14 protein-coding genes are annotated in these 14,790 nt (G+C 63.7%); 12 read left to right on the top strand and 2 right to left on the bottom strand.

Annotated elements, in window-relative coordinates; genetic code table 11:
* Positions 1-15 precede the first annotated feature (15 nt).
* From cyoB to GWL_RS09075, 12 genes are all read left to right on the top strand, one after another.
* Positions 16-2,019 carry a cytochrome o ubiquinol oxidase subunit I gene (cyoB, locus tag GWL_RS09130; protein WP_008329103.1) on the top strand — a complete coding sequence of 668 codons (2,004 nt, stop codon included), beginning with the start codon at positions 16-18 and terminating at the stop codon, positions 2,017-2,019.
* The gene (gene cyoC, locus GWL_RS09125) at positions 2,012-2,638 is read left to right on the top strand and encodes a cytochrome o ubiquinol oxidase subunit III (RefSeq protein ID WP_008329102.1); all 627 of its coding nucleotides are present in this window, start codon (positions 2,012-2,014) and stop codon (positions 2,636-2,638) included. The genes cyoB and cyoC overlap by 8 nt, the downstream gene beginning before the upstream one ends.
* A complete protein-coding gene (gene cyoD, locus GWL_RS09120; RefSeq protein ID WP_034350358.1) occupies positions 2,635-3,120 on the top strand; it encodes a cytochrome o ubiquinol oxidase subunit IV in 486 nt (161 codons plus the stop codon). Before cyoC ends, cyoD begins: the two co-directional genes overlap by 4 nt.
* The gene (locus tag GWL_RS09115) at positions 3,117-3,968 is read left to right on the top strand and encodes an SURF1 family protein (protein WP_008329100.1); all 852 of its coding nucleotides are present in this window, start codon (positions 3,117-3,119) and stop codon (positions 3,966-3,968) included. The genes cyoD and GWL_RS09115 overlap by 4 nt, the downstream gene beginning before the upstream one ends.
* 3 nt (positions 3,969-3,971) lie before the next feature.
* Positions 3,972-5,354, top strand: coding sequence for an ATP-binding protein (locus GWL_RS09110; RefSeq protein ID WP_008329099.1), 1,383 nt, complete (start codon positions 3,972-3,974; stop codon positions 5,352-5,354).
* Between the two features lie 129 nt (positions 5,355-5,483).
* Positions 5,484-6,020, top strand: a complete 537-nt coding sequence (locus tag GWL_RS09105) for a response regulator transcription factor (RefSeq protein WP_008329097.1) — start codon at positions 5,484-5,486, stop codon at positions 6,018-6,020.
* Positions 6,021-6,132: 112 nt separating this feature from the next.
* Positions 6,133-7,320, top strand: coding sequence for an ABC transporter substrate-binding protein (locus tag GWL_RS09100; RefSeq protein ID WP_369770126.1), 1,188 nt, complete (start codon positions 6,133-6,135; stop codon positions 7,318-7,320).
* A 56-nt stretch (positions 7,321-7,376) separates the two neighbouring features.
* Positions 7,377-9,269 carry an ABC transporter permease gene (locus tag GWL_RS09095; RefSeq protein WP_008329095.1) on the top strand — a complete coding sequence of 631 codons (1,893 nt, stop codon included), beginning with the start codon at positions 7,377-7,379 and terminating at the stop codon, positions 9,267-9,269.
* Complete coding sequence (locus GWL_RS09090) at positions 9,266-10,027, top strand: ABC transporter ATP-binding protein (RefSeq protein ID WP_008329094.1); 762 nt, start codon at positions 9,266-9,268, stop codon at positions 10,025-10,027. Before GWL_RS09095 ends, GWL_RS09090 begins: the two co-directional genes overlap by 4 nt.
* Positions 10,024-10,677 carry an ABC transporter ATP-binding protein gene (locus GWL_RS09085; protein WP_008329092.1) on the top strand — a complete coding sequence of 218 codons (654 nt, stop codon included), beginning with the start codon at positions 10,024-10,026 and terminating at the stop codon, positions 10,675-10,677. Before GWL_RS09090 ends, GWL_RS09085 begins: the two co-directional genes overlap by 4 nt.
* A 208-nt stretch (positions 10,678-10,885) precedes the next feature.
* Positions 10,886-12,526, top strand: coding sequence for a histidine kinase famiy protein (locus GWL_RS09080; protein WP_008329090.1), 1,641 nt, complete (start codon positions 10,886-10,888; stop codon positions 12,524-12,526).
* A 28-nt stretch (positions 12,527-12,554) separates the two neighbouring features.
* Positions 12,555-12,776 (top strand): hypothetical protein, encoded by a 222-nt coding sequence (locus tag GWL_RS09075; protein WP_008329087.1) that lies wholly within the window; start codon positions 12,555-12,557, stop codon positions 12,774-12,776.
* Here the strand turns inward: GWL_RS09075 and bioD are convergent.
* Positions 12,754-13,434, bottom strand: a complete 681-nt coding sequence (gene bioD / locus GWL_RS09070) for a dethiobiotin synthase (RefSeq protein ID WP_008329085.1) — start codon at positions 13,432-13,434, stop codon at positions 12,754-12,756. The two genes, GWL_RS09075 and bioD, sit on opposite strands and share 23 nt — an antisense overlap.
* Positions 13,431-14,777, bottom strand: a complete 1,347-nt coding sequence (gene bioA / locus GWL_RS09065; RefSeq protein ID WP_008329084.1) for an adenosylmethionine--8-amino-7-oxononanoate transaminase — start codon at positions 14,775-14,777, stop codon at positions 13,431-13,433. Before bioA ends, bioD begins: the two co-directional genes overlap by 4 nt.
* Positions 14,778-14,790 lie beyond the last annotated feature (13 nt).

Raw genomic sequence — 14,790 nt, 5'->3', positions numbered from 1 at the left:
CCCCGGGAAGTAAAGATGTCTGACAATTTTGACCTGATAAAGCTGATCTTCGGCCGTCTCAGTCTGGAAGCGATTCCATACCATGAGCCGATCCTGATTGGTACCTTCGCCATGGTGGCGCTGGGCGGCATAGTGGTACTGGGCCTGCTCACCAAATATCGCCTGTGGGGCATGCTGTGGCGCGACTGGTTCACCAGTATCGATCACAAGCGCATCGGCATCATGTACATCGTGCTGGCCATCGTCATGCTGCTGCGTGGCTTTGCCGACGCGCTGATGATGCGTGCGCAGCAGGCCATCGCGTTCGGCGACAATGCCGGCTTCCTGCCTCCGCACCACTATGACCAGGTGTTCACCGCCCACGGCGTGATCATGATCTTCTTCGTGGCCATGCCCCTGGTGACCGGTCTGATGAACTACGTCGTGCCCCTGCAGATCGGTGCGCGTGACGTGGCCTTCCCCTTCCTGAACAACTTCAGCTTCTGGATGACCACCTTCGGCGCAATGCTGGTGATGGCCTCGCTGTTCGTGGGCGAGTTCGCCCGCACCGGCTGGCTGGCGTACCCGCCGCTGTCGGGCATCCTCTACAGCCCCGACGTGGGGGTGGACTACTACATCTGGGCCTTGCAGGTGGCCGGGGTAGGGACACTGCTATCCGGCATCAACCTGGTGGTGACCATCGTCAAGATGCGCGCCCCGGGCATGAACATGATGAAGATGCCGGTCTTCACCTGGACTTCGCTGTGCACCAACGTCCTGATCGTGGCGGCCTTCCCGGTGCTGACCGCCGTGCTGGCGATGCTGTCCCTGGACCGCGTCTTCGGCACCAACTTTTTCACCAACGACATGGGCGGCAACGCCATGATGTACGTGAACCTGATCTGGATCTGGGGCCACCCTGAGGTCTACATCCTGATCCTGCCGGCCTTCGGCGTGTTCTCGGAAATCGTCTCGACCTTCAGCGGCAAGCGCCTGTTCGGCTACACCTCTATGGTGTATGCGACGGTGGTCATCACCATCCTGTCCTACCTGGTGTGGCTGCACCACTTCTTCACCATGGGTTCGGGCGCCAGCGTGAACTCGTTCTTCGGCATCACCACGATGATCATCTCGATCCCGACCGGTGCCAAGATCTTCAACTGGCTCTTCACGATGTACCGTGGCCGTATCCGCTTCGAAGTGCCGATGCTGTGGACCATTGGTTTCATGGTCACCTTCGTCATCGGCGGCATGACCGGCGTGCTGCTGGCCGTTCCCCCGGCTGACTTCGTGCTGCACAACTCGCTGTTCCTGATCGCCCACTTCCACAACGTCATCATCGGTGGCGTGGTGTTCGGCATGTTTGCCGGCATCAACTTCTGGTTCCCGAAGGCCTTCGGCTTCAAGCTCAATGAGTTCTGGGGCAAGTGCTCGTTCTGGTTCTGGCTGGTCGGCTTCTACCTTGCCTTCATGCCGCTGTACGTGCTGGGCCTGATGGGTGTGACCCGCCGCATGAGCCACTTCGACGATCCGTCGCTGCAGATCTGGTTCGTGGTCGCTGCACTGGGCGCCGGCCTGATCGCCCTGGGCATCGGTTCCTTCATCATCCAGATCGCCGTCTCCATCCGCGACCGCAAGAAGCTGGCCGATGTGACCGGTGACCCGTGGAATGGCCGTACCCTGGAATGGTCGACCTCGTCGCCGCCGCCGGCCTACAACTTCGCCTTCACCCCGGTCGTGCATGACAACGACGCCTGGGCTGACATGAAGAAGAACCAGTATCAGCGTCCGCTGGGTGACTTCGTGGAAATCCACATGCCCAAGAACACCGGTGCCGGCTTCATCATCGCTGCACTGTCGGCCGTACTCGGTTTCACCCTGATCTGGCACATGTGGCTGCCGGCCGTGGCGATCTTCGTTGCACTGATCGCTGCCACCATCATCCACACCTTTAATTACAACCGCGACTACTACATCCCGGCCGACGAAGTCGTCCGTGTCGAAGCAGAGCGCACTCGTCTGTTGAATAGCCATGTCTGAAGCAATCAACCACACGGCCGACGCGACGCCAAGCTCGCGCTACTTCGTCCGCCATCATCATCCGGAGAACGGCACCCTGCTGGGCTTCTGGATCTACCTGATGAGCGATTGCCTGATCTTCGCCTGCCTGTTTGCGTGCTACGCCGTGCTCGGCCGCAACTATGCAGGCGGTCCGACCGGCGCCGAGCTGTTCGACCTGCCGCTGGTGGCGCTCAACACTGCGCTGCTGCTGCTGTCGTCGATCACCTACGGTTTCGCCATGCTGGCCATGCAGGCCAAGAAGCAGCAGAACACCATCATCTGGCTGGTCATCACGGGTCTGTTGGGTGCGGGCTTCATCTACTTCGAACTGTATGAGTTCCTGCACCTGATCCACGAAGGCGCCGGCCCGTCCCGCAGCGGCTTCCTGACCTCGTTCTTCGCGCTGGTCGGTACCCACGGTCTGCACGTCACCTTCGGCATCATCTGGCTGATCGTGCTGCTGTTCCAGATCAACAAGCATGGCCTGACCGAAGCCAACGGTCGCCGCCTGATGTGCCTGTCGATGTTCTGGCACTTCCTGGACGTGGTCTGGATCGGCGTCTTCACCTTTGTCTATCTGATGGGAGTCCTGCCATGAGCCGCGGCCACCAAGAACACCCGGCCCGTCCGATGGGCCAGCATGACGACCATGGCCACGGCCACGGTCATGGCGACCACGCCGCCCACGGCACGATGAAGGATTACGTCACCGGCTTCGTGCTGGCCGTGATCCTGACCGCGATCCCGTTCTGGATGGTGATGAACAAGACCATTTCCAGCTCGTCGACCCTGGGCATCGTGCTGCTGGCCTTCGCGGCCGTGCAGATCGTGGTACACATCAAGTACTTCCTGCACATGAACGGCAAGTCCGAAGGTGGCTGGAACATGCTGGCGATGATCTTCACCGTCGTCATCGTGGTCATCGCGCTGTCCGGTTCGCTGTGGGTCATGTATCACCTGAACCACAACATGATGCCGACCATGTCGCCTGAAAACATGCCCACCGAAACGGTGCCGCAATCGATGCAAGGTATGCCGGGCATGCAGGATATGCAGCACGGCGCAGCCCAATCGAAATGAGCCCGACGCCAACCGATGGCGTGACGCAAGGCAAAGAAAGCGGGGCGGTGCAAGCCGCCCCGGTATCCCGCACAAAGGCCAGCTTGCTGCTGCTGACGCTTTTGGCGGGATTTTTCTTTCTGGTCTTCGCTGCGCTGGGAACCTGGCAGGTCTATCGCCTGCAATGGAAGCTGGACCTGATCGCCAAGGTCGATGCCCGCGTCCACGCCGCACCGGCGCCGCCGCCTGGTCCGCAGGAGTGGCCGAGCGTGAACGCCGAACGCGACGAGTACAAACGCGTGGTTCTCGCGGGCCGCTATCTGTACAGCAAGACAGTCGCCGTGCAGGCCAGTACCGACCTGGGCAGCGGCGCCTGGCTGCTCACCCCCTTGCAGATGGCCGATGGCAGCGTGGTGCTGATCAATCGCGGTTTCGTAGCGGTCTCGCCGCTCAAGCTGGCGGAAATGCAGCTGACCGATGCGCCTGCGGGACAAATGAACGAAGTGACCGGGCTCTTGCGCATGAGCGAGCAGGGCGGCGGCTTCCTGCGCAGCAATGACGCCGCGCAGAACCGCTGGTATTCACGCGATGTGAAGGCAATTGCGCAAGCGCGTGGCCTGCCGCTGGCGCAGGTGGCCCCTTACTTCGTCGATGCCGACAAGGCTTCCGCGCAAGCCAATGCCGCCGTGGCGCCGGATGCACAGAAACCGGTCGGCGGACTGACGGTGATTGCCTTCCACAACAGCCACCTGGTCTACGCCCTGACCTGGTATGCCCTGGCTCTCATGTCGCTGGCTGCAGGCTACTGGGTGATCCGCGACGAGCGCCGCTGGCGCCAGCGCATTCTGGATGCGCAAACCGGGCACTGAGTCATGACCGCCTCCGACACCGTCGCCAAGCGCAAGACGCTGCGCGAGCGCTGGCAGCGTCTGCGCCAGGGCGAGCAGAATCCGGCCGGCCACCAGAACATGCTGCTGCTGATCCAGCTGCGCTGGCTGGCGGTGCTGGGGCAGGTGTCCACCATCGCCTTCGTGGTGCTGGTATTCGACCTGCACCTGCCGCTGCCGCACATGCTGGAGGTGCTGTCCTGCCTGATCGCCTTCAATATCGCCAGCCACCTGCGCTGGCACGAGCGGCGCATCGCCACCAATGCTGAACTGTTTCTGGCCTTGCTGGTGGATGTGGCCGTACTGACCTTCCAGCTCTATCTCAGTGGCGGCATCACCAATCCCTTCGCCTTCCTGTATCTGATGCAGATCATTCTCTCGGCGGTGCTGCTCAAGCCCTGGTCGAGCTGGGCCATCGTCGGCGTGACCATGCTCTGCCTGGCCGGGCTGGCGCTGTTTTCGGAACCACTGGCGCTGCCGCCGGACCATAACGCCGGCCTCCTGAGCCTGTACGTCGAAGGAACGCTGATCTGCTTCCTGCTCAATGCCGGATTGATGGTCTTCTTCATCACCCGCATCAGCAGCAACCTGCGCGCCGGTGACGCCTTGCTGGCCGACCTGCGCCAGCGCGCCGCCGAGGAAGACCACATCGTGCGCATGGGCCTGCTGGCCTCGGGCGCTGCGCATGAGCTCGGTACGCCCCTGGCGACCGTCTCGGTGATCCTGGGCGACTGGAAACGCATGCCCGAGATCAGCCAGCGCGCCGACATGCTTGACGACATCGCCGAGATGGAAGCGCAGCTGCAGCGCTGCAAGTCCATCGTCAGCGGCGTGCTGTTGTCTGCCGGTGAGGCGCGGGGCGAATCCTCCATCAAGACCACGATCAATACTTTCCTCGACAGCGTGGCCGAGGACTGGCGCAAGACCCGTCCCGTCGAGATCTTCGAATACCGCAACCAGATCGGGCAGGATGTGCCGGTGGCCTTCGACTCGGCCATCAAGCAGATGCTGGGCAATGTGCTGGACAACGCCTTCGAGGTCTCGCCGCAATGGCTGGCCCTGGAAGTGCGGCGCGAAGGCGATCTGCTGCTCATGGAAGTGAGCGATCGCGGTCCCGGTTTCCCCGACTGGATGATCAATCAGATCGGCAAGCCCTACCAGTCCACCAAAGGCAAGCCTGGACGCGGCCTGGGCCTGTTCTTCGTGGTCAACGTTGCGCGCAAGCTGGGCGGTCGCGTTTGGGCCAGCAACCGTTCAGCCGGCGGCGCGCGCGTGACGCTGGAGCTGCCCCTGTCGGCCATCAGCCTCGAACCGCTGGAGCAGGCTGGTCCCGCCAGCGAAGCACCGGACTATCCCACCGGCGCTTGAGCTGCCGCAAGCCGCCTCTGAAGCGGCTTTGACCGTGATCATTTCCTTTTTCTTCAGGGGCCGGCCATGTCCGGTGCCGTCTCGCCTTACAATACCGGCTTTGGCAAAGTAGAAAAATAGGGAATGACCATGTCGGCTGATCGCCTGCTGCTGATCATCGAGGACGACGCCGCCTTCGCACGCACCTTGGGACGCTCCTTCGAACGTCGCGGCTACACCGTCCTGCTGGCCGCCAGCCAGGAGGAAGCGGCCCTCCACCTGAAAGAACACAAGCCCGGCTATGCCGTGGTCGACCTCAAGCTGGGCGGCAATGCCTCGGGCCTGGCCTGCGTGCAGATGCTGCACACCCACGACGAAAACATGCTCATCGTGGTCCTGACCGGCTTCGCCAGCATCACCACGGCGGTGGAAGCCATCAAGCTGGGCGCCTGCCAATACCTGGCCAAGCCCTCCAATACCGACGACATCGAAGCCGCCTTCGGCCACGTGGCCGGTGCTTCCGAGCTCGAACTGCCGGCGCGCGCCACCTCCATCAAGACCCTGGAATGGGAACGCATCCACGAGGTACTGGTGGAAACCGATTTCAACATCTCCGAAACCGCACGGCGCCTCGGTATGCACCGTCGTACCCTGGCGCGCAAGCTGGAAAAACAGCGTGTGAAGTAATCTGCACATGCCGTCGGCAGCGGTTATCATTACGCCCGCCCCGCGCGGTGAAGCGGGCCGGGCACTTTCATCAGAGGGAAATGACGTGAACCATTTCAACTTCCAGCGCGGCCTGCTGTGGGCCTGCACCGCAGCCATCGTGAATCTTTCTGCCGGCACTGCCCGGGCCGAGGACACCATCAAGATCGGCGAGATCAACAGCTACAAGGCCCAACCAGCCTTCCTGGAGCCGTACCGCCGGGGCTGGGAGATGGCCCTCGATGAAGTCAATGCCGCCGGCGGCGTGCTGGGCAAGAAGCTGGAAGTGATCGCCCGCGACGACAACGGCAACCCCGGTGACTCGGTACGCGTGGCCGAAGAGCTGATGGCGCGCGAGCGCGTGGCGCTGCTGTTCGGCGGTTTTCTCTCCAATACCGGCCTGGCCCTGACCGATTACGCCAGGCAGCACAAGGTGTTCTTCCTCGCCGCCGAACCACTGACCGACAAGATCGTCTGGCAGAACGGCAACAAGTACACCTACCGCCTGCGTCCCTCGACGTACATGCTGGTGGCTTCGGTGGTCAAGGAGGCGGCCAAGCTGAAGAAGAAGCGCTGGGCCATCGTCTATCCCAACTATGAGTACGGGCAGTCCGCCGTGGCCAGCTTCAAGACCCTGATGAAGCAGGCCCAGCCGGATGTGGAATTCGTAGCCGAACAGGCCACGCCGCTGGGCAAGATCGATGCCGGCGCGGTCACCCAGGCACTGGCCGATGCCAAGCCGGATGCCATCTTCAATGCGCTGTTCGCGGCTGATCTGGGCAAGTTCGTCCGGGAAGGCAACACGCGCGGCCTGTTCGAGAAGGTGAACGTGGTGTCGCTGCTGACCGGCGAGCCGGAATACCTCGATCCGCTCAAGGGCGAAGCGCCGCAGAACTGGATCGTCACCGGCTATCCCTGGTACGCCATCAACACACCCGAACACAAGAAGTTCGTCGAGGCCTACCGCAAGAAATACAACGACTACCCCCGCAACGGGTCGCTGGTCGGCTACAGCGCCCTGATGTCCATCGCCGCCGGCATCAGGAAGGCCGGCAGTACCGATGCCGACAAGCTCTCCGCAGCCTTCTCGGGCCTCAAGGTGGACACACCGGTCGCCTCCATCGTCTATCGTCCGCAGGACCACCAGTCCACCCTGGGCGCCTTCGTCGGCCGCACCGGCATCAAGGACGGCAAGGGCATCATGACCAGCTTCAGCTATGTCGACGGGGCCAGCCTGCAGTTGCCGGATGCCGAGGTCAAGAAGCTGCGTCCGGCCGACTGATCCGCGCAGCAATCGTGTCCGCCTTCGTATCCGGCCCACGCTGAGGCCATGCGCTCATGACGCTTGCCAGTCTCACCGTCCAGCTGCTCAACGGCCTGGCCGATGCCTGCGCGATGTTTCTGGTGGCGGCGGGGCTGTCGCTGATCTTCGGCGTGACGCGCATCGTCAATTTTGCCCACGGCTCCTTCTACATGCTGGGGCTGTATGTGGCCTACAGCCTGGTGGACCGGCTGGGCAGCAGTGCGCCCGGTTTCTGGGGGGCGCTGCTGCTGGCTGCGCTGGTGGTGGCTGCGCTTGGGGCGCTGGTGGAAGTGCTGATCCTGCGCCGCATCTATCGCGCGCCGGAACTGTTCCAGCTGCTGGCCACCTTTGCCCTGGTACTCATCATCAAGGATGCGGCGCTCTGGCTATGGGGTCCGGAAGACCTCTTCGGCCCGCGCGCACCGGGCCTCTCGGGGGCCGTGCATCTGCTGGGACGCAGGCTGCCGCAATATGACCTGCTGCTCATCGTCATCGGCCCGCTGGTGTTCGCCCTCTTGTGGCTGCTGCTCAATCGCACGCGCTGGGGCACGCTCATCCGTGCGGCTACGCAGGACCGCGAGATGCTGGGCGCGCTGGGGGTGAACCAGGCCTGGTTGTTTACCGCCGTGTTCGCCTTGGGCTGCTTCCTGGCGGGGCTGGGTGGCGCGCTGCAAGGGCCGCGCATGCCGGCCAACCTGGCGCTGGATCTGGACACCATCGGCAACGCCTTCGTGGTGGTGGTGGTCGGCGGCATGGGCTCGCTTGGAGGCGCGTTCGCCGCCGCCTTGCTGATCGCCGAAGTCAAGGCGCTCTGCATTGCGCTGGGCAATGTCTCCTTGTTCGGACTGGAAGTCTCGCTCTCGCGACTCACGCTGGTGGTGGAATTCCTGGTCATGGCGGCGATCCTGGTGATACGCCCGTGGGGCCTGTTCGGCAAGCCGCTGGCGCTGCTGCGCAATGGCGCCGGGCATGACGCGCCGCTGCGCGCATCAGGCCGCCAGGCGCGCCTGGCGGGATGGGCCGCGCTACTGCTCTTGCTGGCACTGCCGCTGCTGGCTGCGCGCTTCCCCTATCTGCCGGTGCTGATGGTGGAAATCCTCATCGCCGTCCTCTTCGCGGCCAGTCTGCATTTCCTGATGGGGCCGGGTGGCATGGTGTCCTTCGGTCATGCCGCCTATTTCGGACTGGGCGCCTACGCTGCCGCACTGGTCACGCTCAAGCTGCAATGGCCGATGCCGCTGGCCATGCTCACGGGGGCCCTCACGGCAATGGCCGGGGCGCTGCTGTTCGGCTGGTTCTGCGTGCGCCTGTCGGGTGTCTATCTGGCCATGCTCACGCTGGCCTTCGCGCAGATCGTCTGGGCCGCCATCTTCCAGTGGGACGACCTGACCGGCGGCAGCAACGGGCTGGTCGGCATACGGCCCAGTGCAGCGCTGGCCTCGCCGCTGGCCTACTACTATCTGGCCCTGGGGTGTGCGGCGCTGGGTGTCTACCTGTTACGGCGCGCGATCCACGCGCCATTCGGCCTGGCCCTGCGTGCCGCACGCGATGCTGCCGTGCGCGCCGAATCACTGGGCATGGACGTGCGCAGCCTGCAGTGGGGTGGCTTTGCCGTCGCCGGGCTGTTCTGCGGGCTGGCCGGGGTATTGTTCGCTTTTTCCAAGGGCAGCATCTCGCCCGAAGTGTCCAGTGTCGGACGCTCGGTCGATGGTCTGGTGATGGTCTTGCTGGGCGGCGTACAGAGCCTGCTTGGCCCGGTGCTGGGGGCGGCCCTGTTCACCTGGCTGCAGGATCTGGTGGCGCGCGAGACCGATTACTGGCGTGCCTTGCTGGGGGGCGTGATTCTGTTGCTGGTGTTGCTGTTCCCGGACGGTATCGCCGGGGCCTGGCAGCGCCTGCGCCGGCCGGTCAGGGAGGAGGGCACATGAGCCTGCTGCAAATCGACGGCCTGCGCAAATCCTTTGGCGGCGTTGCCGCGCTCGATGACCTGTCCTTCACGCTGCCGGCCGGCCAGATGCTGGCACTGATTGGCCCGAACGGCGCCGGTAAGTCCACCTGCTTCAATGTCATCAACGGCCAGTTGCGGCCCGATGGCGGGCGCGTACTGCTCGATGGTGCCGATATCGCCGGTCTGGATCCGCGCCGCATCTGGGCGCGCGGCGTGGGGCGTACCTTCCAGGTGTCGGCGGCTTTCGCTTCGCTCACGGTACTGGAGAACGTCCAGGCGGCCTTGCTCTCGCATCACCGTCGGCTGTGGCAGTTATGGCGTCCGGCGGCCGCCTGCCTGCGCCAGGAAGCCATGCAGCTGCTGGAGCAGGTCGGCATGGCCGACCAGGCCGGGCGGGCCTGCGGTGTGCTGGCCTATGGCGACATCAAGCGGCTTGAGCTGGCCATGGCCCTGTCCAATGCGCCGCGCCTGCTGTTGATGGATGAGCCGACCGCCGGCATGGCCCCGCGCGAGCGTCAGGAACTGATGGCGCTGACGCGCCGCCTGGTCAGCGAGCGCGGCTTGTCGGTGCTCTTTACCGAGCACAGCATGGATGTGGTCTTCGCCTTCGCCGACCGCATCATCGTATTGGCGCGTGGTCAGCTGATCGCCCAGGGCGAGCCCGAAGCAGTCCGCCAGGATGCCCGCGTGCGCGACGTCTATTTCGGTTCCGGCGCCAGTTTCGGGAGTGCGGCATGAGTGCGCCTCTGTTGAGAGTGGAGGGCCTGCATGCGTTCTACGGACAGGCGCACATCCTCTTCGATCTTTCCCTGGAGGTGGGGCGGGGCGAGGTGCTGGCGCTCACCGGTCCCAATGGCGCAGGCAAATCCACCACGCTGAAGGCGTTGATGGGACTGCTGCAAGGCACGCAGGGCCGGGTCATGCTGGACGGACATGACATCACGCGTCTGGCCCCCTATCAGCGCGCACGCCTGGGGCTGGGTTTCGTACCCGAGGACAGGCGCATCTTCACCGAACTGAGCGTCCTGCAGAACCTGGAGACCGGCCGCCAGCCCCCGCGCCAGGGCGTGCCGAGCTGGACCGTGCAGGCGCTGCTGGCACTGTTTCCCAACCTGGCCGCCATGCCGCATCGCCCCGGTGGGCGCATGAGCGGCGGTGAGCAACAGATGCTGACCATCGCGCGCACGCTGATGGGCAATCCCCAACTGCTGTTGCTGGACGAACCGTCCGAAGGGGTGGCCCCGGTCATCGTCGAGCAGATGGCCAGGATGATCCTCGACCTGAAGCAGCGCGGCCTCTCCATCCTGTTGTGCGAACAGAATACGCACTTCGCAAACATGGTCAGCGACCGCAGCTGCGTGCTGGATCAAGGCCGCTTGTTGGTGTAGGAAAACGCCCGATGGCGTCAAGCTCATCCGTGCCAAAGTGGCCTGTGGCAAGGCCCGTAGGGGAGGGCCTGCAAGATGTAACAACGCATGCCCATCCTTGTTGCAAATCGCGGGGAACCGTTGAGGTGGCCCGTGTCCAAACTCCTGAACGCTGCTCGTTTCCTGTTTCCTCACTGCAATCGAGCCCAGCCCAACGGAGAAAAATACAATGCCCAACATCGCCAGGCACCCCACGGTGCATTGGCCTGCCGACGACTTCAATGATGCTGGAATACGCAACGACCATGCCAAGGTCGCGGTAGGCGATGACGCCAACGATATCTTCTTTGCCGCCGTCGAAATGACGCGCATGCCGATGATCGTGTCCGACCCCAACAAGCCGGACAACCCCATCATCTTCGTCAACAATGCCTTCATGAACATGACCGGCTACAGCCGTGCCGAAGTGGTGGGCAAGAACTGCCGCTTCCTGCAAGGGCCGGAGACCGACCGTTCGGTGGTGGCCCAGGTCCGCCAGGCGGTGGCCGAGCGACGCGAGATGGCCACCGAACTGTTGAACTACCGCAAGAACGGCTCGACGTTCTGGAATGCCCTGTTCATTTCACCGGTCTATGACCAGCGCGGCGAGCTGAAGTATTTCTTCAGCTCCCAACTGGACATCAGCCGCCGCCGCGATGCCGAACAGGCGCTGGGCCAGGCGCGCAAGATGGAGGCGCTGGGCCAGCTGACCGGCGGCATTGCGCACGACTTCAACAACCTGCTGCAGGTCATCAGCGGTTACCTGGACATCATCAACCTGGCCCTGCGCAGCGATACACCTGACCTGAGCCGGGTCTCGCGCAGCGCCGACAGCATCCGCAAGGCCTCCGGCAAGGCCGCCATGCTGACCCAGCAACTGCTGGCCTTCGCCCGCAAGCAGAGGTTGGAGGGCCGCACCATCAACCTCAATTCGCTCACGGAAGGTTTTACCGACCTGGTGCAGCGAACCCTGGGCGGCGACATCGTGGTACGGACCCAGCTGACCCCGGGTCTCTGGAATTGCCGCCTCGACCCCACCCAGATGGAAGTGGCCCTGCTCAACGTGCTCATCAATGCGCGTGATGCGATGTCCGGCAAGGGAACGGTACGCATCCATACAAGCAATGAAGACCTCACTTCCGAAGATCGTGCGATCCAGCTCGGCGTCAAACCCGGTCTCTATGTCTGTATCGCGGTCACCGACAACGGTCCCGGCATCCCGGCCGACATCCTGCCGCGGGTGATGGACCCCTTCTTCACCACCAAGGAGGAAGGCAAGGGCACTGGCCTGGGCCTGTCGATGGTGTATGGATTCGTCAAGCAATCCGGCGGCTCGGTGCGGATTTCATCGAGCGTGCAGAGCGGCACGACGGTATCGATCTACTTCCCGGCCACGCAGGACCAGGTCGGCGGGGCATTTGAGTATGACAATCGTACGCACACCCAGGGAGGGCACGAGCACGTCCTGGTGGTGGACGACAGAATCGAAGTCGCCGAACTGGCTCAGGCCATGCTGGAGAGCCTGGGTTACCGCGTGACGATGGTCAATTCCCCTACGGAAGCGCTGCAGGTGTTGCGCGCCGAGCCCAAGGTGGATCTGCTGTTCACCGATCTCATCATGCCGGGCAGCATGAATGGCGTGGTGCTGGCGCGAGAAGCCCGGCGCATGGTACCTTCCATCAAAATATTATTAACTACCGGTTACGCCAGTGAATCGATAGAGCGGCATGGGGCCGACGGCGAGTTTCCCGTCATCGACAAGCCATACCGCCATGATGAGCTGGCCCGCAAGATCCGCATAGTCTTGGATGGCGCCACTGGCGTGAGCTGAAAAAAAGAATAACAAGTCGTCCGTACACGTGCCCTCACACGAAGGGGAGTCATCCCATGCAGTTGGGCACTGGCTCGATGCCAACGAGGTCGACGCCATCTATTCCAAGGAAGCCGTCAGCGAACTGGTGGAACTGTCCAACGCCATGGCCGAACTGGGCCTGACGAGCTACCGCACCATCTACGACAAGCATGTCACGGCGGTGCGCAGCGGCGCCTCCAATGGGCTCAGGCTGGATCTGGCCAAGTAAGACAGGCGGCTGCTTGCGCTGCCGTCATTGCCGGTGACCACGGCAATCGCCCCAGCAGCGGTGCCTGCAGGCGCTGCACCAGACTGTCTACCATGGCCTCGGCCCGATCTTCGCTCGCATCGATGTGGTTGGCGACCCAGCCAGCCAGGTACAGGCCACAGGATCGTATCGCCAGTGCGCTGAGCAGGGCATGGTTGATGCAGCCCAGGCGGATACCCACCACCAGCACTACCGGCAGTCGCAGCCGGATCACCAGGTCAGCGCTGGTGAAATCCGCATCGAGTGGCACCATGAAGCCGCCCGCACCCTCCACGATCAACACATCGCAGGCCCGCTGCAATTGCGCATGACACCGTACAAGGTGTTCCAGCCCGATCTGCACGCCTTCTTCAGCGGCGGCGATGTGCGGTGCCGTGGCCTGCCGCAGCAGGTAGGGATTCACCAGTGAGTCGGGCAAAAGCACATTGGACGCCGCCTGCAAGGCCTGCACATCTTCATTGCACCAGAGACCTTCCTGCAGGAATGCCCCTGAGGCAACCGGCTTCATGCCTGCTGCGCGCAAGCCCCGTGTCGCCTGCAGATGGATCAGCGCCGCCGCCACCCGGGTCTTGCCCACGCCGGTATCGGTGCCGGTAACGAAATAGCTGCGGGCCGTCATGGGCGTGCCTGCTGCTTCATCGCGGCATCGAACGCCGCATGCAGGCGTTGGCCCAGCCACTGCGCCTGCGCCTCGTCCAGAATGTAGGGCGGCATCACATAGAGGGTCGTGCCGATCGGACGCACCAGCAGTTCACGTTGCGCGGCTTCTTCAGCGAGACAGCGTGAGAAGCGTGCAGCCAGGTCGGCCTCCCCGATGACGGCATCACAGGCCCAGATCATGCCGCGCTGGCGTACATGCCGCACCCGTGCATCCTGCGCCAGCGGTTGCAGCGCGCGCGCCAGCACCGGTGCGAAGCGGGCATTGCGTTCCAGCACCCGCTCCTGCGCAAAGAGGTCCAGCGTCGCCAGCGCCGCACGACAGGCCAGCGCATTGCCGGTATAGGAGTGCGAATGCAGGAAGCCGCGCCGCACGTCGTGATCGTAGAAGGCCGCATAGATCGCATCGCTGGCCATCACCAGCGACAGTGGCAGGTAGCCGCCGCTGATGCCCTTGGACAGGCACAGCAGGTCCGGCCACACACCGGCCTGCTCGCAGGCGAAGAAGCTGCCGGTGCGGCCGCAGCCCACCGCGATCTCGTCGGCGATCAGGTGTGCGCCGTGGGCATCGCACAAGGCGCGCAGCCCGCGCAGGTAGTCCGGGTCATACATGACCATGCCTGCCGCGCATTGCACCAGCGGTTCGACGATGACGGCAGCGATGCGTCCGCGGCGTTCCTGCAGCAGCCTTTGCACATCAGCCAGGGCACGACGGCTGACATCGGCGGCACTTTCGCCAGGCGCCGCCTGCCGTGCATCGGGTGAGGCGGCGAGATGGGCCGGGCGCAGCAAGGCCTCATAGGCGGTACGGAACAAGGGGAGGTCGGTCACGCCCAGCGCGCCCACGGTTTCGCCGTGGTAGCTGCCGGCCAGGCAGATGAATTCATTCTTGTCGGCATGCCCGGCATTGCGCCAGGCATGCACGCTCATCTTCAGGGCGATCTCCACTGCCGAGGCACCATCCGAGGCGTAAAAACAGTGGCCCAGCGCCTGACCGGTCAGCGCGGCCAGCCGTTCCGACAGCTGCACCACGGGCTCATGCGTAAAGCCCGCCAGCATGGCATGTTCCAGCTGGCCCAACTGGTCGATCAGGGCAGCGTTGATGCAGGCGTTGGTATGTCCGAACAGATTGACCCACCACGAACTGATCGCATCCAGATAGCGCCGGCCGTCCGTGTCGAAGAGCCACGGCCCGTGGCCACGAGCCAGCGCAATGGGCGGGACCTCTTCATGCCGGCGCATCTGGGTACACGGATGCCAGACGCTGCGCAGGCTGCGCGCGGCCAGGGGGCTGGTGTGCTGCATGTGTTGTCTCTCC

Origin of the sequence: Herbaspirillum sp. GW103, from assembly GCF_000261365.1 — a bacterium.
Lineage (GTDB): Bacteria > Pseudomonadota > Gammaproteobacteria > Burkholderiales > Burkholderiaceae_D > Herbaspirillum.
Note: the sequence above shows the minus strand (reverse complement) of the source record. Positions and strands in the feature narration are given on the sequence as shown.